This window comes from Streptomyces sp. NPDC046977 (assembly GCF_040644455.1).
Lineage (GTDB): Bacteria > Actinomycetota > Actinomycetes > Streptomycetales > Streptomycetaceae > Actinacidiphila.
Genome location: NZ_JBEYWO010000013.1, coordinates 50,089 through 73,651, shown reverse-complemented (window position 1 = coordinate 73,651; position 23,563 = coordinate 50,089). Strand labels below are relative to the sequence as shown.

Here is a 23,563-nt window from a genome sequence, read left to right as displayed (position 1 = left end):
CGACCACGGCCCCCACCGGGACGAACGCGCTCAGGGGCGACTGCCGTCGGCGGCAGCGGGCTTGCGGGCGAAGAAGCTGCCGATCCGCCAGGTGAGTTCCTCGTCGGGCTCCTGCATCAACTGCGCGGTGAGGGTCAATCCGGCCTGCCGCATGAGCTCCACGAGCTGGTCCGCGGGCCGGCGGTAGGACGCGTAGGACACGGGGTGTCCGCCGTAGGCCTGTGTCGGACGGCGGTGCTCGCCCGCGCCCACATGACCGACGACGAGCAGGTGCCCGCCCGGCGCCAGGCTGCGGTGGAACTCGGAGAACACGACCGGCAGCAGTTCCAGCGGCGTGTGGTGGGTGGAGTAGTAGGCCAGGATGCCGTCGAGTGTGCCGTCCTCGATGTCGAGCGCGGTCATGGAACCCACGGAGAAGCGCAGGTCCGGGTGGGCCTTTCGAGCCAGCTCGATCATCTTCGGCGACACGTCGATGCCGACGGGGGTCAATCCGAGTCCGGCCAGGTGCGCCGTGACCTTTCCCGGTCCGCAGCCCACGTCCGCCACCAGCCCCCGGCCGGATGCCCGCACCAGTTCGGCGAACGCCGTCAACGCCGAGCGCGACATCGGGTCCAGCTCGGAGGGGGCACTGACGAGGAGGGCGTAGTCCTCGGCCACGGTGTCGTACGACTCCCGGACCGCGGCGAGGTAGGCATGCTCAGTCACACACCGAATCTAGACGGGCCCACTGACACCACCTCTCCGCGCGCCGGCACCCCCGTGCGCGTGACGGCGCCGTCGTGGGCGTGGGCGGCCGCGCAGCCGTACCCCGGACGATGGTCCAACGGTCCTCACACGCGGACACATTGACTACCCGTTGAGCCAGAACCCCGGGAGCAGGGCCCGGACTGCTTCGAGTGCTTCCTCGGTCCGAGCCCTCACGGGCACGCAGCCCACTTCGTCCCGCAGCAGCACGTCCGCGCCGAGGAACCAGCGGGTGCCCTCGAAACCTTCTGCTGGATAGGCCGGAAACGGCAGCTCTACGTAGCTGCGTTTGATGACCTGCGTATATCCGGGGTCGGGCTCGTACAGGAAGTCGCTCAGGTGCTCCGGTGCGTGCAGACACTCCGCCAGCACCATCTCAACGGCCATCCAGGACAGGTGCTCCATCCACGGCTCCCACCGCTGGGCCTGCCGGTCTGCCAGGTCCGACAGCACATGGACCCCCGGATCGGCCTGGTCGAGATCCTTGAGCAGCACCCCCCAGGAGCCGGCTCCCTGGTTCTCCTCCCGGAAGACCAGCGCTTCGGCGCGGGCGTCGATGTACAGCCGGTCCGGGTGCAGCAGCTGATCGTGGTTGCTCGTCAGGTCCCTGCGCCGCCCGAGCAGCCGGTACATCTCGCCGAGGGCGGTCGGCAGGCTCACGCCCAGCCGTTCCTCCGCCGCTGCCAGGTCCTCCGCGGTGAACCCGTCGCCGTCGGTGAGCGGCTCCACCCATGCGAGCGCGAAGTCGCGGATGAACCGCCACGAGGCTTCACGGTCCGCTCGTGCATGCTCCAAGCCTTCGCGAAGATCGAACATCTGCGTCATGGCGCAGACCCTAGCCGCTGCCCACGACACTCCATCGGAGAGCTTTCCCTGTGGCGGCCCGGCCGGCGGTCCAAACGGCCGACATGGTTCAACCCCAGGGGCCGTGAAGCCAGACCCGTAGCGGACCGACGGCCTCGAAGCCATGGCGGACGGCGATGTCCAGGTCCGCGCCGTGCTCGTAGCCGACCACGGGCAGGGCCGGGAACAGCCGGTGCACTGCGTCCAGCACCACCGGCCAGGCCCGGTCAGGGCCGCCGCCGTCCACCGCGAAGACGTTGGAGATGCCGACCACATGGTCGTTGCGGCTCGCCACCGCTCCAGCGGTCACCCGGCCGTCGGCCGAGTGTCCGGCGAGCACGGACGTGGCCGGGTCGTCGAGCAGTTCTGGCCGGAAGAGGTCCGCGTTGCCGCCCCCGTCGTCCCAGGCAAGGGCCCAGGCCCGCAGCGTGTCCGGGCTGCTGACCACCTCCCAGGCGAGATCCGGGGAGGTGTGCGGCGCGCCCGCCGGGCGGTGGATCCACTGCGCCTCGAACAGCACCTTGAAGCCGGCCCCCGTCAGATCGAGGTCGGCGAAACTGTCCTTGACGGAGGCGCCAGGGGCGGCGGTGTCGATCCGGTCCACCAGCGCGGCATCGGTCCCCGGCGCCAGTGTCACCGCGTCGGGGTAGTACAGGGGCGGCCGGGACGGGACGGCCCAGGCCTGCGACCCGAACTCGCCCGCCAGACCGTGCGATCGGCACACCGCCGCGCACCATTCGGCGTTGTTGCGGGCCGCGGCCCGGATCACGAACTGCTTCGTCGCCGTCACGGGCGCATCATGGCCCGTCCCGTCCCGGTCTGTCGAAGGGTTTCCGTCAGCCACAGGACGGACGCCCCACGTATCCGTCAGGAGGACGCGGCCGGATGCGGGTTGCCGAGGTAGGGGAAGCGGTCGAGGGTGTCCGTGTGCGGGGTCAGGCCGGTGGGGGGCGCCTCGTTCTTGGTGAGGAATGCGACGCGGATATCGATGACGTCCTCGGTGAAGGTCCGGCCGTTGGGGTACGCGGCGGGTTTGGCGGGGTCGAAGGTGAGCACGTCCGGCAGGATGCCGTGTTCGTCGAGCGCGGCGACCGCTTCTTCGGACGTGTAACCGCCGGTGTGGCCGAGGAGGTGGACGAACTGGTCCGTCCACCGGGCACGGTCGTCGACCGGCTCGCTCGCGTTGTACTCCTCCTTGGTGTCGTCGGTGTTGAAGAAGCTGCTCACCGACGGGTGTCCGGCCCGGTCCGCGTGGACGAGTTCACCGTCGCGCCGCACGCTGCACCGGCCCCAGATGTGGAGTACGGGCTTGGGAGCAAGCTCCGCGGTCGGGAGTTCGACGGCCATGGAGAAGATATTGGCCGTGGTGTTGGAGTCGACGCCGGTCCACGGGGACTTCCCGCCCAGATGCGGTGCCGTGAAATTCTTCTTGCCGCTGGTGTCGAACAGATTCTTGATGCCGTCGAAGTCGAAGAAGAAGGGATCACTGCGGCTGCCCGCGGCCACCTTGTAGTCACCGCTGGTCACCACGTTGGCCTCCTGGCGGAAGGAGACCGCGGCGTCCGAGACGATCTCGGTGCCGACCGCCTCCGGCTTGCGGGACTCGGCGCCGGTCGCCATGAACACGCTGTAGGTCTGCGAGCCGTCCGCTCCCGGCGGGCTGAAGACCCAGCTGAAGGCGATGTCGGTCAGGTAGTCGCCGTCGTTGTCGATGTTCAGCCGGTAGACGGCGTCGGGGTGGAGGGCGTCCGCGTTGGGATTGGCGTCGAGGATCAGTACGGTCCTGCTGGGATCGCCGGGGGCCGCGAAGGCGAAGAGGTCGCACAGATCGAGACGCTGGTCGCCGAGCGGCGGTCCAAGGCTGAGGCCGGTGAAGTGGTTGGACATGTGGGTCCTTCCTCTGCTCGCACGGTGAAGGACCGCCGGGGCGCCTCGGCCGTCACGCAGATCCTGCGGTGCCCGGGCGGTGCGAAGTCACGCTAGCCCGCCGCACGAGTCCGACCGGTTATCGGACAAGCGGCAGTGGCGAACACCCCTCGAATGGGCCACGCACGGGGGCCGGGTCCATGCCCCGCGATTCCCCGTTCGGCCCCTTACGGCTTCTCCAGCGAGACCTCGGACGCGGACGGCACCCGACGCCGCCGGAGCGACCTGAATGTGCGCTTGACGATCTTGATCAGGCGCTCCAGCACCGCCTCGCCGACCAGGTCCATGATCAGCGACGCGATGCCGCGAACGATGGGGCGCATGATCGCGCCGAGTATGTCGTCCATCCGCTCCTCCGAGGTCCGCAGCGGACGACAATACCGCCACGGCGCGGCCGGCCCCCCGGCGTACGGGCTCACCGGGAAGAGCGCTGGGCGGCGAGCGGTCCCAGGGAAGCGAGCAGCGCGAGACGCTCCGCCGTGGGCGTGCCCGCCGCCGGCGAGAACAGGGCGAGGATCTGGGTGCGCTCCTCGTCGAGGAGCATCTGGCAGTCGAATTCCAGCAGGCCCACCTCGGGGTGCTGGATCCGTTTGCGCCTGTCGCGCATCACCCCCACCGCGTGCAGACGCCACAGCGCCGCGAACTCCGTACTCGCCTCCAGCAGCCGTTCGACAAGGTCCCTCGCCTGCGCGTCGTCGCGGCGGAAGACCGCGGCGCGCAGGTCGGCGACGAGTGCCCGGGACTCCGTCGCGTGATCCCGGACCGGATATCCGGCCCGGACGCGGGGATCGGTGAACCAGCGGTACACCACCGTGCCCGCGGCACCGCGCAGCCGGGTGAGATCGCCGAAGACGGCCCGTGCCAGGTCGTTCTGCACGAGAGTGACACCGAGGTCGGTCATCACCTGGGCCGGGACGTCGGAAAGGCGGTCCAGCACGGCAAGGAGGCTCGGCGCGACATGTTCGTCCGACCGCATGCGGTCCGGCGGACGGTGCCCGGCCAGCCGGAAGAGATGGTCACGCTCGTCCAGCGTCAGACGCAGTGCCCTGGTGATCGCCCGCAGCACACCCGGCGACGGCTGCGGCGCGCGGTCCTGCTCCAGCCGGGTGTAGTAGTCCGTGGAGATGTCGGCCAGCCGCGCGACCTCCTCACGCCGCAGCCCGGGGGTGCGTCGGCGCCCCGTGCCGGGAAGGCCGACGTCCCCGGGGTCGAGCGCCTCCCTGCGCACCCGCAGGAAATCGGCCAACTCCTTGGTGTCCACCCTTCGAGTCTGCGTCACGGCCGGACCGGCAGCCAGAGACTGCCGATCCCTGGTTAAGGCGACTCTGCCTGCCGGCTCCGATCGGCGGAACGCTGGTCCCCGGACCGGGAACCGCCCGGTCGAACGACGACGGAGAAGACCCCCATGAGCAAGGCAATGACTCCCCGGACCTGGTTCCTCACCGGAGCGTCCCGCGGGCTGGGCGCCCACTGGGCCGAGGCGGTCCTCGCCCGCGGTGACCGGCTCGCGGCGACCGCCCGCGACATCGCGGCGCTGGCGCCGCTGTCCGAGCGCTACGGCGACCACTTCCTGCCCCTGCGACTCGACGTCTCCGACACCGCGGCCGTCCGCGACGCCGTACGGAGCACCGAGGCGACGTTCGGTGGGATCGACGTGCTGGTCAACAACGCGGGTCACATGCTGGTCGGCGCCGTCGAGGAGGTCGAGGAGGAACAGGCACGGGCCCAGATGGACGTGAACTACTTCGGAGCGCTGGCCGCCACCCGGGCCGTGCTGCCCGGGATGCGCGAGCGCCGTGCGGGCCGGATCCTGCAGGTCTCCTCACTCGGGGGCCTGGTCGCCTATCCGGCGCTCGGCATCTACCAGGCCACCAAGTGGGCCCTGGAGGCGATGAGCGAATCACTCGCCGCCGAAGTGGCGGCCCACGGCATCCACGTCACCTTGATCGAGCCGATCATGTTCCCCACCGACCTGGCGGCCGCGTCCCCGCAGGTCGCGCAGGACCCGGCGTACGCCCACGCCCGGCAGGCGCTGTACGCGGGGGCGGAAGCCGCCGGATTCACGCCCGGCGACCCCGCGGCGACATCCGAGGCACTCCTCGCGATCGTGGATGCGCCCGAGCCGCCCCTGCGGGTCCTGTTCGGGACGGGTGGTCTGGAGGCCCTGCGCACCGAGTACGCCGGCCGGCTCGCCGGGCTGGAGCAGTGGGACCACCTCTCGCGCCTCGCGCAGGGCAAGCCCAGCGGCTCGTGAAAAGGCCCGCCCCATCGGGGCGGCGTTCTTTTCACCCCCCTACGAAAGGCATTGGCATGTCACTCATCACCACACCGTTCGGACCGCGGGCCACCGCCATGGAGGTGATCGCGGGCGTCGACCTCACGGGACGGCGTGCGATCGTCACCGGCGGTGCTTCCGGGCTCGGCGCGGAGACGGTCCGGGCGCTGGCCGCGGCGGGCGCCCGGGTCACGATCGCGACGCGTGACCCGGGCACGGCGAAGGAGATCACTGGTTCGTTCCCCCAGGTCGACGCGGTGCCGATGGATCTCGCCGACCTGGCGTCGGTGCGGGCGTTCTGCCGGGCCTGGGAGGGCCCGTTGGACATGCTCGTCGCCAACGCCGGGATCATGATGCTGCCCACCCTTCAGCGCAACGCCCAGGGCTGGGAGATGCAGCTGGCCACCAACTACCTCGGTCATTTCGCGCTGGCCGTGGGATTGCGGCCCGCGCTGGCGGCGGCAGGCCGGTCCCGGGTCGTCGTCGTCAGCTCCGGCGCCCAGCTCCGTGCCGGTGTCGACTTCGCGGACCCCCAGTTCGAGCGCCGGCCCTACGATCCGTTCACCGCGTACGCGCAGTCCAAGGCCGCCGATGTGCTTCTGGCGGTGGGCATGTCCCGTCACTGGGGCGATGCGGGCATCGCGGCGACCTCCTGCGCGCCCGGCGCCATCCCGTACACGAACCTCGGGCGGCACATTCCGCCCGAAGTCCTCAAAGCCATCGGTGTGATGGACGCGGACGGCAACCTGATCATCCCCGACTACGCCAAGACCCCCGAGCAGGGAGCCGCGACCACCGTGCTGCTGGCCGCGTCCCCGCTCTTGGAAGGCGTGACGGGCGGCTACTTCGAGGACAACCAGGAGCAGCCGGTCGTCCAGGGCGGCCCCGAGCCCGCCACGGGCGTCGCCGAATGGTCAGCCGACCCCGAGGCCGCGGACCGCCTCTGGGATCTCGCGCTCCCCGTGGTGGAGGGCGCCCTGCGCTGAGGTATCGCGGTACCGGCCCGGCGGGCAGGTGCGCTCAGCGCGGCGGAGGCTGCTCGATCGCACCGCCCCGACGGGGTGCCGGGATGTAGCCCTTCGCCGCTGGTGGCAGAGCGTCGAGGCACGCCTGGGAGCAGGCATTGCCCACAGGACGGTGTCGCCGCGCGGGGGGAACTCGCCCGGCCCTGGCTGAAGCAAGGACAACGGTCCTGCGGCACCCCGGGCCGGCAGTCCGCCGCCTCCGGGAAACACTGGGGAAGGACCTGCGCAGGGTATTCGGAGGGGCTTCGGTGTCGGCGAGCCGTAGGGTTGGCGCGCCAAGGCAGCCTGGCCACAAGGGAGAAGTGTGCGGTCTGAGCAACATGTGGGGTGGAAGCGGGACTTCCCGGTCCGGTATCTCCTGGTGCAGGGAGACATCGGCGACGAGGAGGAGGGCGTGTTGTGGGGGCGGTGCGCGGAGGCCGAGGGTCTGTTCGTGGACCCGCCTCCGCCGTCGCGAGAGGTTCTGACGCTTCGCGGCTGCCCGCGTGAGAGCCTGCTGGCCCAGGCCGTTACGGACAGCGCTCAGCCTGCGCGGCTGCTGGGGAACGGGACGCTCTCGATCGAGCCGACGGACCCCGCGGGCGGCGGGCCGTTCCGGATCTGGGACCTGGAGGACGCGGCCGTCCTGGCCCACTGGCCCACGCCCGGCGATCCCAAGTGTGTGGACATCGTCGTAGGCACCGGCGTCAGGGAGGACGACTTCTCGGGCAGCAAGCAGCTGCCTGCGAGCCCTCGGTTCGAGCTGTGGCTCCCGTCGCTGTTGGAAAACGGTCCTTCGGGCAACTGCCGCTCCATTTCCGGCCTGCTCACCCCGCGCCCCCGGCGGCCGGGCGAGCCCGTGCACCTGATCGGCTGCGAACCGGCCGAACCGCTGCTGGCTCTGCTGCGCCGTCCCCTTCCGCAGACGGGTGATCCGATCGCGCTCCGGCGCCTCGACCGCCATGGCCGAACGATGGCCTGGCACCGCCTCGACCTGGACATCGTCGAGGCTCGGCCGTCCGTCCTCGGCGGAATCCTGATCGACATCACCCTCTCCGACCCCGGGGACGACCGCCCCACCCCGGCCGCCCGCCCCGTCTGGGAGATCTGGTCCGACGGCGTTCCCGACCTGCGCAACCAGTGGGCCCAGTTCGACGCCAAGGGCCAGTCCGAGTGGCTGGACCTCACCCGCATCGGCTCATACGGGCCGGGCGGCCTCTCCGGCGGGACGTACGACCTGGACGGACGGCACGTCACCGGCAGGACCAGCATGCTGCTGGCGCTCGGCGAGGCACTGCTCGGCCCCGGTGCGAACTATGGGACTTGCCTTGACTCGGTGACGGACTGCCTGGCCGGCGGCCCCTCGGTCGTCCCCCCGTTCACCCTCGTCTGGCACCACGCCGACATCGCCCGCCGCGCCCTCGCCGGACACATCATGTACCACCTCGGCGGCCTGTCCTACTTCGAGGTGACCGTGAACCTCCTCCGCGAGTACGGCGTCACGGTCGTACTCCAGTAAGGGAAACGCCGGGTCGTCACGCCCCCGCCCGCACTCCCTGACACCGCTTCCGCGACACGCAGGCCGCGGAGAACCGCCCAGGCGGATGTCCGGTCGTCACACTGGGTGCGGAGATCTCCGTCCTGTCACGGGCCGTGTGCGTCGCGGCCGACGGCGACTCCCGGGCGGCCGCCACAGACGACCGCACGTCTGACGAGCCCCGCCCCCCGCTGCCCCCGGGGTCACCGAGGCCGGGCAGCACCCCGAGCAGTGGACCGGTCCAGGACAGGAGTCACCATGCCCACCGATCTCATTCACGCCGACGCGAGCGAACTGGCCGAGCTGATCCGGACCGGGAAGGTGTCCTCCGTCGAGGTGGTTCAGGCGCACCTCGACCGCGTCGAGGCCACCAACCCGAGGATCAACGCCGTCGTCACGCTCGCCGACGGTGCGCTGGAGGCCGCGCGGGCGGCGGACGGGAAACTCGCGGCGGGCGGGGACGTGGGGCCGCTGCACGGCGTGCCCTTCACGGTCAAGGACGCCTACGACACCGCGGGTGTGCTCACCCAGCGCGGTTCGCCGATCTTCGCCGGGCGCATCCCGGACACGGACGCCACCGCCGTGGCGCGCTTGAAGAAGGCCGGCGGGATCCTTCTGGCGAAGACCAACCTTCCGGAGTTCTCGTACTGGGTCGAGTCCGACAACCTCCTCACCGGCAGGACGAACAACCCCTGGGACCTCAACCGCTCGGCCGGCGGTTCGAGCGGCGGGGAGTCCGCCGCCATCGCGGCCGGCATGTCGCCGCTCGGTCTTGGCAGCGACCTGTCCATCTCGGTGCGCGGTCCGGCCGCCGACACCGGCATCACGTCCCTCAAGCCGACGCACGGGCGCATCCCGATGACGGGGTTCTGGCCGCGGGCCCCGCGCCGTGACTGGCACGCCGGACCCATGGCCCGCACCGTCCGGGACGTCGCGCTGGCGTATTCGCTGCTGGCCGGTCCGGACGGCGCCGACGGTTTCTCCGTGGTCCCGCCCGGGTTCGACTCCGGGCTGGGCGCGTCGCCGGACCGGCCCGTACGGCTCGGCTGGCTGGTCGACTCGGGGCTCGGCCCGGTCGACGCCGAGGTCGCGGCGACCGTGCGGAAGGCCGCCGACGCCCTGCAGGGTGCGGGGGTCCGGGTCGAGGCGGTCAGCGTCCCGGCCCTGGAACGGGACAACCCCCTGGACCTCTTCGCACGGCAGCACGTCATGGAGATGAAGCCTGCCGTCCGCGAGGTCACCGCAGGTCACGAGGACCAGATGTTCACCTACTCCAAGACGCTGCTCGGCACACCCGACACGTCCGTGGCGGACTACGTCCGGGCCGAGCAGGGTGTCGAGCGGCTCAGGGACGGCTTCGCGGAGTACTTCCAGCGGCATGACGCGCTGCTGCTGCCGGTGACGACGATCCCCGCCCACGACCACGGGCTCGGGGACTTCGTCCTCGACGGCCGGACGGTGGGCCCGTTCCACGTCAGCTCGACGACCGTCCCGTTCAGCCTGACGGGGCTCCCGGCCTTGTCCATGCGGTTCGGCACGACCCGCGACGGCATGCCCATCGGCGTCCAACTGGTCGCCGCCTGGCACGCGGAGTCGACGATCCTGCACCTCGCCTCGCTGCTGGAGACACTGAGCGAGGTGCGCGACCAGCACCCTGCCCTCTGACGCGCCCACGACGACGCGGGCCCGGCCACCTCCGTCACCCGGCCGGCGGCGCCGGACGTAGGCTTGCGTTGAGCAAGCCTGGAGGTACGACATGCCAGGGCCCCGCCGCGGAACCGCCGACGGACCGTGTCCGATCGGACGGGCCGCCGACATCCTCGGCGACCGGTGGACCTTGCTGATCATGCGCAACGCCACCGTCGGGATGACGCGCTTCGACGAGTTCAAGGCCGGACTGGACATCGCGGACAACGTCCTCTCCGGCCGTCTGCGGCAGCTCGTCGAGGCGGGGCTGCTCGCACGGGTCGCGTACCGGCCGGAGGGCGGCGGGCGAACCCGTGACGAGTACCGGCTGACCAGCGCAGGTGAGGACCTGCTTCCCGTCCTGCACGCCCTGATGGTGTGGGGCAACACGCACAGCGCGTCCGCGTCACCGACGCAGCCGATGCGCCTGGTGCACACGACCTGCGGGGAGTCGTTCGAACCCGGCCGCCGATGCCCGCGTTGCCGCAGGCGGGTACCGCGCTCCGAGGCCGCCTGGGTGAGGCCCTGGCAGAGCGACCTCGCCCAGATGCTGGGCACCGCCACAACCGCCCATGTCTGATATGCACGCTTCCGCGACAAATGTTCGTTTCGCGTCCTAGACTGGCTCTTGTAAGGCAAGCCAGAAGGGAGCAGGTCATGGCCCACCACACCACGACGACGCACCCCGCGATCCACGCACTCCCCCGTTCCGTCACACGACTGGAGATCCCGGTCGGAGCGGACTACGAGCAGTTCCGCGCCCGCTTCGAGCAGGCCGTCCCCCCGCTGGACTACCAGCGCACCTTCGAGCTGGTCACCGAGCACGCTCCGTGGAGCGCCGTACTCGCGCTCGCGGACGAGAACGCCCCACTGGGCTTCATGATCTATTGGAAGTTCGACGCCCAGCCGCTGTTCGGCATGGCCGACGATCAGGCCCGGTGCACCGAGTACCTGATGGGCAATCACACCATCGCCGAGCGCATGTACCGGCACGACGCCGGGGCCCTGATGTACGCCCCGCTGCGCGTCACGATCCACGAAGCCCCGTACGGCGAGGCGGTGTTCGCGATCGACCGCCCGAGCGACACGGTCTCCGTGCTCGGCCGGCCGGAGATCACGGACGTCGGACGCGAGCTCGACCGCAAGGTCGGCGCGCTTCTCGCACACCTCGGCGTCCCCGTGCCCGACGAACTGACCTGACCTGGGCGTTACTTCAGCACGAGCCGGTGACCTCAGCGGACCTGCGTGAACGTCCTGGTCGCCGCGGCGGCGTCCCAGGAGGCGGCGGCCCGACTCGTCCGGTCCGACGGCCTCCGGGACCGGCCGCGGCACGCCTTCACCGCCACCGCGTGCCGGCCTCGGGACAAGCGACCCGGGTGGCCGGGTCAGTTGAGCGACGTGAGCAGCGTGTCGAGTGCCTTGACCTCGGTGGCCTTGTCCGGGTGGGGATCACGCAGCGCGGTCAGGACCTGGTCGATCTCACTGTCGAGGAAGCCCCAGGCCTGCTCGTTCTTGGGCTCCAGGGTGGCCTGGTCGTCGTCCCACGCGGTCTCGAGGTCGCTCACCCGGGTGGTCGCGGCCGCCTGGTCACCCGAGTTGAGCTTCGCCAACGTGTCCGACGCGACGGTACGGAACTTCGCGATCTCGGCCGGAGGGAAGGACGACGTCGCCTGCGCCGGGGTGAGATGGACGGTCGTGGGAGCCGGGGCGTCGCCCTCGCCGGCCACGGCGGCGTGGGGCTGCTGGTGTGCCCAGACGAGCAGCGCCCCGGCCGCGACCGCCACGACGGCGTAGTAGCCGAGCATCATCCGCTCACGCACCGGGTCCGCCGCGCGCGGCGTCGGGTCGGTTTTCTCGATGACGTCGCTGCGGCTGAACGTGAGGTACAGCACCGTGGCGAGGATCGCGGCCAGGAAGATCACGCTGGTCGCCGCGGTCCCCAGGCCCAGTCCGCCATCGCCGCTGGGTGAGCCGAGCCAGTCACCGAGGTTGGCGCCGAGCGGGCGGGTGAGGATGTACGCCAGCCAGAAGGAGAGCACCGCGTTGGCGCCGAGGCGCCACGCGAGGACGATCGCGACGATCAGCCCGAGCGGGAGCAGCACGGAGACGTCCGGGGTCCAGCCGGTCAGTTCCAGGGTCCAGTCACCGGTCGCGGTGCCCAGCGCGAAGGTCACCAGGACCGCGAGCCAGTAGAACAGTTCCCGGGGCCGGGTGGTGATGGTGTGCACCGACAGGGTCCGCTCGCGGGCGAACCAGATCCCGAAGACGAGAGCGAGAACGCAGGCGAACACACTGCTGCTCAGCGCGAGGGGGACACCCTGGCTGTCGGTGAGGATGTCGGTGTAGAGCGTGCCCGTCACGCTCACCACCACCACGGTGAGCCAGTACACGAACGGGATGTAGCGTGTGGCGCCGAGCTGCCAGCACAGGACGCCGGCCAGAACGGCGGTGAAGATCAGCGCGGTGTTGATCAGCCCGACACCGAGGTTCATGTTGATCCAGTCGGCGAAGCTCTCGCCGACCGTGGTGCACAGGATCTTGATCACCCAGAACCAGACGGTGACCTCGGGAACCTTGTTCAGCAGTTCCCGGGCGGGCGTCCGATGTTCCGGCGTCGTCGTGGTCGTCATGGAACCCCTCACGTACAACGGGTAACGGTACGAAGAGGGCATCCCTCTCGTCCGCGGAACGCTAGACCATCTACACCCGTGTAGACAAGCGCGGTCTTGATCCCTAGGGTGCTCACGTGATTTCGACAGCGCGTCATGCTCATTCAGGCGGCACTGCCGCAAGCGTCTCCTCAAGCGCGGTTCGCGTTCCCGCGATCGTCACGGCCTTCTGGGTGGGAAAGGGGTTGTCGACGGCGCTGGGCGAGGGCGCCTCGGACTATCTCGTCCAGGCCATGGCGCCTGAACTCGCGGTCGTACTCGGATTCGCCGGATTCCTCCTCGCGCTGATGCTCCAGTTCCGCCAGGCCCGCTACCGGGCCTGGACCTACTGGTTCGCCGTCGCCATGGTCGGTGTCTTCGGGACGATGGCGGCCGACGTGATGCACGTCGCCATCGGCGTGCCGTACACCCTCTCCAGCCTGCTGTACGGAGCACTGCTGCTGGCCGTGTTCTGGCTGTGGCGGCGCACCGAGGGCACTTTGTCCATCCACACCATCGACTCCCCGCGCCGCGAGGCGTTCTACTGGGCGACCGTCGTCGCCACGTTCGCCATGGGTACCGCGCTCGGCGACTTCACCGCCTTCACGCTGCACCTGGGTTACTTCACCTCCGCACTCGTCTTCGCGGTGCTGATCCTCGTTCCGGCCGCCGGCTACCGGCTGCTGCGCTGGGATCCCGTGTTCTGCTTCTGGTCCGCCTACGTGATCACGCGCCCGCTCGGCGCGTCGATCGCGGACGGCCTGGGCAAGCCCCGCTCCGTCGGGGGCCTCGGCCTCGGCGACGGGCCGGTGACCCTGGTCCTGCTGACCCTGATCGTCCTGGTGGTCGGCTACCTGGCGGTGACCAAGGCGGACGTCCAGGACGTCCAGCGGGTGCCCGAGCCGGCCGACGCACCGGAATCGTCCGCCGCGCGCGCATAAGCCGCGTCGCCGCACGCAGACACGCAGCCACGCAGCCACGCCGGACAGAGCACCACAGTTAACCCACGTATCGTTCACCGGCCGCACACAATTGGCCAAGGATCCGGTAGATTCACCGCTCCAAGAGCGCTCAGGTGATCCACCGACGGGGGTTCGTGGTCCGCCGTCCGGCGGACCACTGCTCACGCATGTCCCCTTCCGCGCAGTCAGGTTGCTTCGCGCGGAAAGGCCAGAAGCGGTGCAATCACGTACACCCGAAGCCACGGACCGGCCGGTGTTCGTCGACCCCAGCGGGCGGCGGCGCCGTGCGCTGCGCGGCATCGGCTGGGTCGTCGGCGGGCTGTGGGCCGGCTGCGCCGTGACGCTGGCGATCGGCCTGGCCGACGCGGACCCCCGTGCTCCCCGGCTCACGATCCCGGCCGAAGGCCATCCGGTGCGACCTGCCCCCTCCCCCGGTACGACCGGAGGCGGCGGGTGACCGGCGCCCCGGCCGCAACGCCTCGGCCAAGGCGTCGTACAGCGGTCCCGCTGCGGTTCGTCCTGCCGGCCCTGTTGCTGGCGACGGTGCTCGGCATGCTGGTCCTGCGCGGTGTGGTCCACAGCGAGATCGGCGCCGACCACCGGGTCCACCCGCCCGTCGCCACCGCCCGGGTGCCGGAGTCCGTCCTTGACGGCGGCCCGATCGTCGACGCCCGCGGTGCCGTGCCGCGGACCCTGTCCGTCCCGCGCGGCACCATGGTCCTCACGTTCGACGACGGGCCCGACCCGCGGTGGACACCGGAGGTCCTCGACAAACTCGCCGAATACCACGCCCATGCGGTGTTCTTCGTGACGGGCACCATGGCCTCGCGCCACCCGGACCTCGTCCGCCGGATCGTCGCCGAGGGCCACGAGGTCGGCCTGCACACCTTCGACCACCCTGACCTGGTGTACCAGTCGAAGGACCGCGTCGACCACGAACTCGCCGCGAACCAGCTGGCCCTGGCCGGCGCCGCCGGCATCCACTCCTCCCTGTTCCGCCCCCCGTACTCGTCGACGGCGAACGCGCTGGACGACCTGTCGTGGCCCGTGACCAGATACGTGGGCGAGCGCGGATACCTCACGGTGTTCATCGACGCCGACACCGAGGACTGGGCACGCCCCGGGGTCGACGCCATCGTGCGCGCGGCCGAGCCCGCCGAACCGGGCGCCGGGGAGATCGTCCTCCTGCACGACGCGGGCGGCGACCGTTCTCAGACCGTGGCGGCACTGGACCGGCTGCTGCCGGAGATGGCCGCCCAGGGGTACGCGTTCCCCACCCTCACGCAGGCACTGAGCGCGCCGAGCGCGAACATCCCGGTCAGTGGACCGCGCCTGTGGGAGGGCAAGGCCTTCGTCCTGGCCGTCACGCTCTCCGAGCACACCATGGGCGTGCTCACGGTCCTCCTGGCCGCGGTGGGTGTGCTCGTCCTGGCGCGGTTCGGGCTGATGGTGCTGCTCTCGGCCGTCCACGCCCGGCGCGCGCGGAAGCGCGACGCGCGGCGGACCGAGGAGTTCACCGAGCCCGTCACCGTCGTCGTGCCGGCCTACAACGAGGCGGCGTGCATCGCCAACACGGTGCGCTCGCTGGTGGCGAGCGACTATCCGCTGGAGATCGTGGTCGTCGACGACGGATCGTCCGACGGGACGGCCGGGATCGTGGAGGACCTCGCGCTGCCCGGGGTGCGGGTGATCCGGCAGTCCAACGGGGGCAAGCCCGTGGCGCTCGACAACGGGGTGGCGCACGCCTCCGGCGACATCGTGGTGATGATGGACGGGGACACGGTCTTCGAACCCGGCACCGTCCGCGCCCTGGTGCAGCCGTTCACAGACCCCGCCGTGGGGGCCGTGGCGGGCAACGCCAAGGTCGGCAACCGCGGGACCGTGCTCGGCGCCTGGCAGCACATCGAGTACGTCATGGGGTTCAACCTCGACCGCCGCATGTACGACGTGCTCGGCTGCATGCCGACCATCCCCGGGGCGGTCGGCGCCTTCCGCCGTGCGGCGCTGCGCGACGTCGGGGGCATGAGCGACGACACGCTCGCCGAGGACACCGACGTCACCATCGCCCTGCACCGGGCGGGGTGGCGTGTGGTGTACGCGGAGGACGCCCGCGCGTGGACCGAAGTCCCCGAGACCGTGCGGCAGTTGTGGTCGCAGCGCTACCGCTGGAGCTACGGCACCATGCAGGCGATCTGGAAGCACCGCCGGGCCGTCCGGGAGGGCGGGCACTCGGGGCGTTTCGGGCGGCTCGGTCTGCCGCTGGTGTCGCTGTTCATGGTCGTCGCCCCGCTGCTGGCGCCGCTGGTCGACATCTTCCTCCTCTACGGGCTGGTGTTCGGGCCCACCCTGCGCACCGCGGCGGCGTGGTGCCTCATGCTCGTCCTCCAGGCGGGCTGCGCGGCGTACGCCTTCCGGCTGGACCGCGAGTCGCCGCGCCACCTCGTGTGGCTGCCGCTGCAGCAGATCCTGTACCGGCAGTTGATGTACCTGGTCCTGCTGCAGTCCTGGATCACGGCGCTGACCGGCGGCCGCCTGCGCTGGCAGAAACTCCGCCGCACCGGCGCCGTGGAATCACCGCTGGCCGCGGTCTGAGAAACCGTGGCGATCAGCTCTCGCCCTGTTCGTCACCGCGGCCCCGCGTTCGTGTGGTCAGGAGGCCCAAGGCTGCCGCGATCGCGACGCCGAGGAGAACCCACGCGGTCGCCAGCAGCCATCCGCCCACCACGTCGCTGGCCCAGTGCACGCCGAGCCACAAGCGGCTGATCCCGACCACAACGGCCCAGCACAGCGGCAGGATGGCCCACTGCCGCCAGGCGGGTGGGCGGCGGACGGCGAGCGCGGCTACAAGGAGTCCTGCCGCCATCGCCGATGTGGTGGCGTGCCCGGAGGGGAAGGACCAGCGGGAGGCATGGGTGACCCAGTCCTCACCGGGGGGCCGCGGCCGGGCGATGGCCGTCATGAGGGCGAACCTCACCGTCTGCCCGAGAGCCAGCCACCCGGTGAGGGCGAGGCAGAGCAGCAGGGTCCGCACCGCTCGCCCGCGCGAGACCGGAAGACGTACGGCAGGTGCCGCCAGCAGGCCACCGGCCGCGGCCGGCAGGTAGGGCCAGCCGCCGGTGCCGGTGGCGGTCACGGCGCGCAGAGCCGTCACGACCGGTGTGGTGCGGTGTTCCAGCAGGAACCGGTGAACGTCCAGATCCGCGGGGAGCGCTCGGGCGCCGGAGATCAGGACGGTTGCGGCGAGTGCCGCGAAGGCGGTCGCCGCCGTGACGCCGTAGCGGAGAACCGGCCTGCCGGATGCGGCCGGTTCTGCATCGCTCAGTGCGGGGGTGGGGTTGGTGCGGCCGGTCATGGGACGGCTCATGCACCGCCTTCGGCGCGGCGGGTGCGCCGGGAGCGGGTCAGCTCCAGGCCGACGGGGATCAGCGAGATCACGACGATGACGGCGATGATCGGCAGGAGGTAGCGGTCGACGTTCGGGACGGACGCGCCGAGCGCCCAGCCGCCGAGGACCAGGCCGACGGTCCACAGCAGGCCGCCGAGGATCTGCCAGAGGGCGAAGGTGCGTGCGGGGACGTCGAGGATGCCGGCAAGCGGGTTGAGGACCGTGCGTACGATCGGGAGGAAGCGCGCGAGGACGATCGCCTTCGCGTAGCCGTAGCGCTGGAGGATCTCCCCGGCCCTGTCGGCTCCTTCGTGGATCTTGCGGGACTTCACGCGGTTCAGGAAGGCCGGCCCGGCGCGCCGTCCGAGGAGGTATCCGGTCTGGGCTCCGGTGAGTGCCCCGGCCGCGGCGGCGGCGAGGACCCAGGGCAGCGAGAGGTGCCCCGGGGTGGTCGCGGAACCGGCGCACAGCAGCCCGGCGGTGAACAGCAGCGAGTCGCCGGGCAGGAAGAATCCGACGAGCAGGCCGGTCTCGGCGAACAGGACGATCGCGATGCCGAGCGTGCCGAAGGCGGCGAGGAGGGACTGGGCGTCCAGCACGTTCACGGCCAGGTCCATTGCCTGCGGTGAAGCGGGATGGTGAAGGATCATCGGTGCGGGTCCCTTTGATAATGGCGTCGGGGCGGCAACACACGTGCGTCTACAAAGAAGTAGTCGTCTACAGCACTGTAGACGATCCTGGGGAGAGGGCAGTTGCATGGCGGACGCGGACAGCGAGCGGCGACCGGCCGGCGAGTTGGAGGCCAGCGTGCTCGCGGCACTGTGGGCGGCGGGAAAACCGCAGACGGCGGCCCAGGTCAGAGAGGCGATCCCGCAGGAGCTCGCCCGCACCACGGTGGCGACCCTGCTGGCGCGCCTTCACGAGAAGGGAGTAGTCGACCGCAGCCCGGGGGGACGCGGATTCGCCTACTTCCCGGTGGAGGACTCCCACGGCCTCACCGCTCGCCGGATGCACCGGGAGCTCGACCAGGACAAGGACCACGGCCGGGTGCTGGCCCGGTTCGTGGAAGGCCTCAGCCCGGCGGACGAGGCCGAGCTCCGCAGGCTGCTCGAGGAGGGCGACCGGTGATCTCGCTGCTGCTGATTCCGCTGGTACTTCCGTTTGCCCTGCTGCCGCTGGCACGGCGGGCCGTGCTCCAGGTGCGGCCCGAAGTGGCGCTGTGGGCGGTCACCGCGACGTCGGCAGCGCTGGCGATCGGGGTCGTTGCCTGCCTGGGCGTGCTCCTGCTTCCGCTGGCCCTGAAGGTTCCGGCGGTCGCGGAGTGGGCGGAGGTCGTCCGGCCTCTGGAGGCGGGTCCGCACGTCGTGGCGGTGGCCGTGTCGGCGCTGGCCACCGGCGCGCTCACGGTCGCCTGCGCGACCGGCGTGCGGCGGGCGACCGCGGAGGTACGCAGGTTCCGCGCGGCGCACGACCATGTGGCCGGCGCCCCCGAGGCCGGCGGGCTCTACGTGCTCGACGACTCCCGCCCGGACGCCTACGCCCTGCCTGGCGCGCGCCGCCGTTCGGGCCGCGTCGTGGTGACCACGGGAATGCTCCGCGCCCTGGCCCCGGCCGAGCGCGAGGCGCTGCTGGCGCACGAGCGCGCCCACCTGGCCGGACGTCACCATCTGTTCCTGGCCGTCGCCCAGCTCGCCGGCTGGTGCCATCCGGGGCTCGCGGCCGCCGTCGCGCACGTGTCGTTCGCCGCCGAGCGGGCCGCGGACGAGGCCGCGGCGAAGGCTTCCGGCGACCGCACCCTGACCGCGCAGGCGATCGGCCGTGCCGCCCTGGCCGTCACGCGTGACCAGGAGCGCGCCCCGCTGCCCTCGTTCGCCACCGGTGCGGCCGGCGGTCCGGTACCCGCCCGGGTGAAGGCCCTGTTCTCACAGGCCCCCACCCGCCGCCTCGCCCCGGTGCTGCTGGCCATGGTCCTGGTGTGCGGCGCCGCGGCCGTCTCCTCGTCCGTCGGGGCGATCTGGCTGCACGACGGGGTCGAGGTGGCCCAGGGGGAGGACCCGTCCCACTGCCCCATGTCCTTGCGTTAAATAAGGGCAGCCTTTCCTTATCGTCTACAGGTCTGTAGACTCCAGCGCGGCCGGGCAGCTGTCTGCCCTGCACTCCCCCGCGCGAATCGAGGCACCCCCATGTCCGCCCCCTCTCGGCGCCTGCTGGCCGGCGCCACCGTCACCGTGGCAGCGGTTGCGGCGCTGTCCGGATGCGCGCAGAAGGCCGCGAGCGGCGACGGTGCCGTCAAGGTGACGGCTTCGGACACCGCCTGCGAGGTCTCGACGACCGAATTCCCCTCCGGACACGTGACGTTGGAGGTGGAGAACAAGGGCTCGAAGATCACCGAGGTGTACGTGCTGTACCCCGATGACCGGATCGCGGCGGAGCGCGAGAACATAGGCCCTGGCACCAAGACGTCGCTCACCACCGAGATCAGGCCCGGCGTCTACGAGGTCGCCTGCAAACCGGGCATGAGCGGTGCCGGTATCCGCCAGAAGGTGCGGGCCACCGGCGGTCGGGGCACCACCGCCGCAAAGCGCAGCCCCGAAGCCGATGCCGCGGTCGCCGGTTACCGCAGCTACGTCCTCGCCCAGGCCGAGGAGACCCTCCCGAAGGCCAAGGCCTTCACCGAAGCGGTGAAGGCAGGCGATCTGCGGTCAGTGAAGAGGCTGTACGCCGTGTCGCGGGTCGGCTGGGAGCGCACCGAGCCCGTCGCCGAGTCGTTCGGCGACATCGACCCGAAGGTCGACCTCCGCGAGAACGGCCTGGACCCCGGACAGGACCCGGCCACGGACTGGACCGGCTGGCACCGGCTGGAGAAGGCGCTGTGGCACGACGGCAGGATCGGCGCCAGGGAGAAGCAACTCGCCGACCGGCTCATGACCGATCTGAACACGTGGGTGAGGAAGGTCGGCACCGCCGGGATCACCCCCACCTCCATGGCCAACGGCGCCAAGAGCCTGCTGGACGAGGTCGCCCGCAACAAGGTCACCGGTGAGGAGGAGCGCTACTCCCACACCGACCTCGTCGACTTCAAGGGCAACCTCGAAGGTGCCCGGAAGTCCTACGAACTCCTCAGGCCCCTCGCGTCCAGGAACGACCCCGCGCTCACCGGGGAACTCGACGACCGGTTCGCCGCCCTCACCGCGCTGCTGGACACGTACCGGACCGGCTACGGCGACCACGAGTACGTCTCCTACGACAAGGTCCCGGAAAGCCGGCGCAAGGACCTCTCGGACGGTGTGAACGGGCTGGCCGAGCCGCTGTCCAAGCTCGCCGCCGCCGTGGTCGCCAAGTAGCTGAAGGGAAACACCACCTCATGTTCGGGAACTACCTCATCGGCCTGCGGGAAGGCCTCGAGGCCAGCCTCGTCGTCTGCATCCTCGTCGCCTATCTCGTCAAGACCGGCAATCGCCGCCAACTGGTGCCCGTGTGGGCCGGAGTCGGCCTCGCCGTCGCCCTCAGTCTCGCCTTCGGCGCGCTGCTCCAGTTCGGCTCCTCCACCCTGACGTTCCAGGCCAAGGAAGCCCTCGGCGGCAGCCTGTCGGTGCTGTCCGTCGCGCTGGTCACCTGGATGGTCTTCTGGATGCGCCGCACCGCCCGCCATCTCAAGAGCGAGCTCCAGGGCAAACTCGACGCCGCGCTGGCCGTCGGCACCGGGGCACTGGTGGTGACCTCGTTCTTCGCCGTGGGCCGCGAAGGGCTCGAGACCTCCCTGTTCATCTGGACCGCCGTGCAGGCCACCGGCGACGGCATCCGTCCCCTCGTCGGCGCGCTGCTGGGCCTGGCCACCTCGGCCGTCCTGGGCTGGCTGTTCTACAAGGGCGCGCTCCGCATCAACCTGGCCAAGTTCTTCCGCTGGACGGGCGCGATGCTCGTCGTCGTCGCCGGTGTCCTCGCCTACGGCATCCACGACCTCCAGGAGGCGGACATCCTGCCCGGGCTGGGCCATCTCGCCTTCGACATCAGCTCCACCATTCCGCCGGACTCCTGGTACGGCACCCTGCTCAAGGGCGTCTTCAACTTCCAGCCCGACCCCACCCTGATCCAGGTGCTCGTCTGGGCGCTGTACCTGATCCCGGTGATGGCCTTCTTCCTCGCCCCGGAACGCACCCGGTCCGCTCCGCGGCCGGAGAAGGCGGCCGAGCCCACGCCCGTGGAGTAGAAGTGGACGCACCCGAAGACCCTGCCACCGAGGATCCCGAGGCCACGGCTGCCCAGGTGGTGGCCTGGCTGTGCGCGCGGGAGGAGATGGAGCGCGGGCTGCACGCGGCCCTCGGCCGCGACCCCGGTCAGCGGGACGCCACGACGGCCCGGATGGCCGACGTTCTGCAGGCCACGGCCCTCGGGCTGGGGCCCGAGGCGGCCGCGGTGTGGGCAGGCGTACCGGACCAGGTCCTGCGGAGCTGGCTGGAGTTGGACCCCGCCTTCGCGGCGGCTGTCGCATCGGCGACCGCACTGGCCGCCGCGCACGGCCTGGGCCCCGGCCGTACGGTCACGCCGGCGATGGTCCGCGTCGCCGTGCTGGCGATCAGCCGGGGCCAGGGCTGGCAGACCGCTGCCCGGCTGGCAGGACTCACCCCGTGGAGCTTCCGCCAACTGCTCGGCGCCTCCCCCGCTTTCGCGGCGATGACGCGTGCCGCGCGCCGGCTCCGGCCACGGAGGTCCAAGCACTTTGTGCCGGCCACCTACCGTCCGCGCCATCCGGGCCGGTCCCCGGGCAAGAGCGAGGGGTACCGCCTGCTCCGCATGGACGACCCGGTGCTCTCGCCCCCGCCCGAGGACTGACGTACGAACCGTGTGTCCCGGAGTGATGCACCGGTCGATCCCCTGGAAGCGTCATCCGGGGCGACGGCTCACGCGTTGACCGCGCCGGTGGCGAGCAGGCCGAACAGCAGCACGCCGATGACGACGCGGTAGACCACGAAGGCGTTGAAGGAGTGCTTGGCGACGAACTTCAGCAGCCAGGCGATCGAGGCGTAGGCGACGACGAAGGAGACCGCGGTTCCCACCGCGAGCGGGGCGAGGCCGGTCCCGGCGCCGGCGGCATCCTTCAGTTCGTACAGGCCGGCGCCGGTCAGGGCGGGGATGCCGAGGAAGAAGGACAGTCGTGTGGCGGCGACCCGGTCCAGGTCGAGCATCAGCGCGGTGGACATCGTCGCGCCCGAGCGGGAGAAGCCGGGGAAGAGCAGGGCGAGGATCTGGGACGAGCCGACGAGCATGGCGTCCTTGAGCGAGGTGTCGTCCTCGCCGCGCTTGTGCCGGCCCATCTGGTCGGCGGCCCACATCACGCCGCTGCCCACGATCAGCGAGCCCGCGACCACCCACAGGGAGGCCAGCGGACCCTGGATGAGCGACTTCGCGGCCAGGCCCACGGCGACGACCGGGATGGTCGCGTAGATCACCCACCAGCCGAACTTGTAGTCGTGGTGGTAACGCTCCTGGCGGTTGACGATGCCGCGGCCCCACGCGGAGACGATCCGCACGATGTCCTTGAAGAAGTACACGAGCACGGCGGCGATCGCACCGACCTGGATCACGGCGGTGAAGCCGACGACGGACGTGTCGTCGACGGGGATGCCCATCAGCCCCTCGGTGATCTTCAGGTGGCCGGTGGAGGAGATGGGAAGGAATTCCGTGATTCCTTCGACGACTCCCAGGACTGCGGCCTGGCCGACGCTGATGGCACTCATGGGGTTCCGTTTCTGTGGTCGCTGGGTGATCGCTGGGTGGTCGCGGGCGGTGCGGCGGTGCTGCGTTGCTGCGTTGCTGCCGGGCGAGGGGCTACGGGGTCATGACACGGAGCGTCGTTCCGGCCGGTGTTCCGGCTCGGCGCCCGCGCGGGTGCGGCGGGCGCGCAGCAGCTCCACGGCGAGCGGCAGCAGGGAGAGGACGACGATCACGCCGACCAGGGGAAGCAGGTAGCGGTCGACGTTGGGGATGCTCGCGCCGAGGGCATAGCCGCCGAGCACCAGGCCGACGGTCCACACGAGACCGCCGACAGCCTGCCACAGGGCGAAGGTCCCGGCGGGCACGCGGACGATTCCGGCCAGCGGGTTGAGCACCGTCCGTACGACGGGGACGAAGCGCGCGAGGACGATGGCCTTGCCGTGGCCGTAGCGGGCGAGCAGGTCCTCGGCGCGGGCCATGCCGTCGGTCAGGTGCCGGTTGCGCGTGCGGCTCAGCAGGGTCCGGCCGGCGCGGCGGCCGATCAAGTAGCCGGCTTGCGCTCCCAGCAGCGCCCCGGCCGCCGCCGCGAGCAGGACCCGGGGCAGTGACAGGTGCAGGCCGCCGGCGCCGGTGGTGCAGAGCAGTCCCGCGGTGAACAGCAGCGAGTCGCCGGGGAGGAAGAACCCGATCAGCAGCCCGGTCTCGGCGAACAGCACCAGGAAGACACCCACGGTGCCGAACGCCGTCAGCAGTGAGGTGGCATCCAGCGGGTTGAGGGCGTGGGGCACCGACAGGCCTTTCTGCCGTGCGCGGGCCGGGGGGTCTGGACCGGCTGACA

25 protein-coding genes are annotated in these 23,563 nt (G+C 71.0%); 14 read left to right on the top strand and 11 right to left on the bottom strand.

Annotation, left to right across the window (positions count from 1 at the left end):
* Positions 1–30 precede the first annotated feature (30 nt).
* From ABZ883_RS20835 to ABZ883_RS20810, 6 genes are all read right to left on the bottom strand, one after another.
* A complete protein-coding gene (locus ABZ883_RS20835) occupies positions 31–705 on the bottom strand; it encodes a class I SAM-dependent methyltransferase (RefSeq protein WP_360908007.1) in 675 nt (224 codons plus the stop codon).
* A 144-nt stretch (positions 706–849) separates the two neighbouring features.
* On the bottom strand, positions 850–1,569 hold the full coding sequence (locus ABZ883_RS20830) for an SMI1/KNR4 family protein (protein WP_360908005.1): 720 nt from the start codon (positions 1,567–1,569) through the stop codon (positions 850–852).
* A gap of 88 nt (positions 1,570–1,657) precedes the next feature.
* The gene (locus tag ABZ883_RS20825; RefSeq protein WP_360908003.1) at positions 1,658–2,377 is read right to left on the bottom strand and encodes a hypothetical protein; all 720 of its coding nucleotides are present in this window, start codon (positions 2,375–2,377) and stop codon (positions 1,658–1,660) included.
* A gap of 77 nt (positions 2,378–2,454) precedes the next feature.
* Positions 2,455–3,474, bottom strand: coding sequence for a DUF4331 family protein (locus ABZ883_RS20820; RefSeq protein WP_360908001.1), 1,020 nt, complete (start codon positions 3,472–3,474; stop codon positions 2,455–2,457).
* Between the two features lie 206 nt (positions 3,475–3,680).
* The gene (locus ABZ883_RS20815) at positions 3,681–3,860 is read right to left on the bottom strand and encodes a hypothetical protein (RefSeq protein ID WP_360907998.1); all 180 of its coding nucleotides are present in this window, start codon (positions 3,858–3,860) and stop codon (positions 3,681–3,683) included.
* Positions 3,861–3,928: 68 nt separating this feature from the next.
* A complete protein-coding gene (locus ABZ883_RS20810) occupies positions 3,929–4,774 on the bottom strand; it encodes a helix-turn-helix transcriptional regulator (protein WP_360907996.1) in 846 nt (281 codons plus the stop codon).
* Positions 4,775–4,918: 144 nt separating this feature from the next.
* On the opposite strand from ABZ883_RS20810, the gene ABZ883_RS20805 reads away from it, so the two are divergent.
* The 6 genes from ABZ883_RS20805 to ABZ883_RS20780 all read left to right on the top strand — a co-directional run bounded on the left by ABZ883_RS20805 (position 4,919) and on the right by ABZ883_RS20780 (position 11,215).
* Entirely contained in the window at positions 4,919–5,767 is an 849-nt protein-coding gene (locus ABZ883_RS20805) for an SDR family NAD(P)-dependent oxidoreductase (RefSeq protein WP_360907994.1), read from the top strand.
* 56 nt (positions 5,768–5,823) lie between these two features.
* The gene (locus ABZ883_RS20800) at positions 5,824–6,774 is read left to right on the top strand and encodes an SDR family NAD(P)-dependent oxidoreductase (RefSeq protein ID WP_360907992.1); all 951 of its coding nucleotides are present in this window, start codon (positions 5,824–5,826) and stop codon (positions 6,772–6,774) included.
* A 343-nt stretch (positions 6,775–7,117) separates the two neighbouring features.
* The gene (locus tag ABZ883_RS20795) at positions 7,118–8,311 is read left to right on the top strand and encodes a hypothetical protein (RefSeq protein WP_360907990.1); all 1,194 of its coding nucleotides are present in this window, start codon (positions 7,118–7,120) and stop codon (positions 8,309–8,311) included.
* A 276-nt stretch (positions 8,312–8,587) separates the two neighbouring features.
* A complete protein-coding gene (locus tag ABZ883_RS20790; protein WP_360907988.1) occupies positions 8,588–9,994 on the top strand; it encodes an amidase in 1,407 nt (468 codons plus the stop codon).
* Positions 9,995–10,085: 91 nt separating this feature from the next.
* Complete coding sequence (locus tag ABZ883_RS20785; RefSeq protein WP_360907986.1) at positions 10,086–10,595, top strand: helix-turn-helix domain-containing protein; 510 nt, start codon at positions 10,086–10,088, stop codon at positions 10,593–10,595.
* 77 nt (positions 10,596–10,672) lie between these two features.
* Positions 10,673–11,215: a hypothetical protein gene (locus tag ABZ883_RS20780; RefSeq protein WP_360907983.1), complete on the top strand. Its 543-nt coding sequence runs from the start codon at positions 10,673–10,675 to the stop codon at positions 11,213–11,215.
* 185 nt (positions 11,216–11,400) lie between these two features.
* On the opposite strand, the gene ABZ883_RS20775 is transcribed toward ABZ883_RS20780, so the two are convergent.
* Complete coding sequence (locus ABZ883_RS20775) at positions 11,401–12,645, bottom strand: hypothetical protein (protein ID WP_360907980.1); 1,245 nt, start codon at positions 12,643–12,645, stop codon at positions 11,401–11,403.
* Between the two features lie 212 nt (positions 12,646–12,857).
* Here ABZ883_RS20775 and ABZ883_RS20770 point away from each other — a divergent pair, with 212 nt between their 5' ends.
* The 3 genes from ABZ883_RS20770 to ABZ883_RS20760 all read left to right on the top strand — a co-directional run bounded on the left by ABZ883_RS20770 (position 12,858) and on the right by ABZ883_RS20760 (position 16,217).
* Positions 12,858–13,604, top strand: a complete 747-nt coding sequence (locus tag ABZ883_RS20770; RefSeq protein ID WP_360907978.1) for a hypothetical protein — start codon at positions 12,858–12,860, stop codon at positions 13,602–13,604.
* A 238-nt stretch (positions 13,605–13,842) separates the two neighbouring features.
* Complete coding sequence (locus tag ABZ883_RS20765; RefSeq protein WP_360907976.1) at positions 13,843–14,082, top strand: hypothetical protein; 240 nt, start codon at positions 13,843–13,845, stop codon at positions 14,080–14,082.
* Positions 14,079–16,217 (top strand): bifunctional polysaccharide deacetylase/glycosyltransferase family 2 protein, encoded by a 2,139-nt coding sequence (locus ABZ883_RS20760; protein ID WP_360907974.1) that lies wholly within the window; start codon positions 14,079–14,081, stop codon positions 16,215–16,217. The genes ABZ883_RS20765 and ABZ883_RS20760 overlap by 4 nt, the downstream gene beginning before the upstream one ends.
* 13 nt (positions 16,218–16,230) lie before the next feature.
* Here the strand turns inward: ABZ883_RS20760 and ABZ883_RS20755 are convergent, their stop codons facing one another.
* Positions 16,231–16,989 (bottom strand): phosphatase PAP2 family protein, encoded by a 759-nt coding sequence (locus ABZ883_RS20755; protein WP_360907972.1) that lies wholly within the window; start codon positions 16,987–16,989, stop codon positions 16,231–16,233.
* The gene (locus ABZ883_RS20750) at positions 16,986–17,660 is read right to left on the bottom strand and encodes a DedA family protein (protein WP_360907970.1); all 675 of its coding nucleotides are present in this window, start codon (positions 17,658–17,660) and stop codon (positions 16,986–16,988) included. Before ABZ883_RS20750 ends, ABZ883_RS20755 begins: the two co-directional genes overlap by 4 nt.
* A gap of 106 nt (positions 17,661–17,766) precedes the next feature.
* Here ABZ883_RS20750 and ABZ883_RS20745 point away from each other — a divergent pair, with 106 nt between their 5' ends.
* From ABZ883_RS20745 to ABZ883_RS20725, 5 genes are all read left to right on the top strand, one after another.
* Positions 17,767–18,138 carry a BlaI/MecI/CopY family transcriptional regulator gene (locus ABZ883_RS20745; protein WP_360907968.1) on the top strand — a complete coding sequence of 124 codons (372 nt, stop codon included), beginning with the start codon at positions 17,767–17,769 and terminating at the stop codon, positions 18,136–18,138.
* Positions 18,135–19,094, top strand: a complete 960-nt coding sequence (locus ABZ883_RS20740; protein WP_360907966.1) for a M56 family metallopeptidase — start codon at positions 18,135–18,137, stop codon at positions 19,092–19,094. The genes ABZ883_RS20745 and ABZ883_RS20740 overlap by 4 nt, the downstream gene beginning before the upstream one ends.
* A 99-nt stretch (positions 19,095–19,193) precedes the next feature.
* Entirely contained in the window at positions 19,194–20,354 is a 1,161-nt protein-coding gene (gene efeO / locus ABZ883_RS20735; protein ID WP_360907964.1) for an iron uptake system protein EfeO, read from the top strand.
* 20 nt (positions 20,355–20,374) lie between these two features.
* Positions 20,375–21,220: an iron uptake transporter permease EfeU gene (efeU, locus tag ABZ883_RS20730; RefSeq protein WP_360907962.1), complete on the top strand. Its 846-nt coding sequence runs from the start codon at positions 20,375–20,377 to the stop codon at positions 21,218–21,220.
* A gap of 2 nt (positions 21,221–21,222) precedes the next feature.
* Positions 21,223–21,843 (top strand): hypothetical protein, encoded by a 621-nt coding sequence (locus ABZ883_RS20725; RefSeq protein ID WP_360907960.1) that lies wholly within the window; start codon positions 21,223–21,225, stop codon positions 21,841–21,843.
* A 68-nt stretch (positions 21,844–21,911) separates the two neighbouring features.
* Here ABZ883_RS20725 and ABZ883_RS20720 read toward each other — a convergent pair whose 3' ends face one another.
* Both ABZ883_RS20720 and ABZ883_RS20715 read right to left on the bottom strand, forming a co-directional pair.
* Positions 21,912–22,748 (bottom strand): undecaprenyl-diphosphate phosphatase, encoded by an 837-nt coding sequence (locus ABZ883_RS20720; protein ID WP_360907956.1) that lies wholly within the window; start codon positions 22,746–22,748, stop codon positions 21,912–21,914.
* 99 nt (positions 22,749–22,847) lie between these two features.
* Positions 22,848–23,513, bottom strand: a complete 666-nt coding sequence (locus ABZ883_RS20715) for a DedA family protein (protein ID WP_360907954.1) — start codon at positions 23,511–23,513, stop codon at positions 22,848–22,850.
* Between the last annotated feature and the right edge of the window lie 50 nt (positions 23,514–23,563).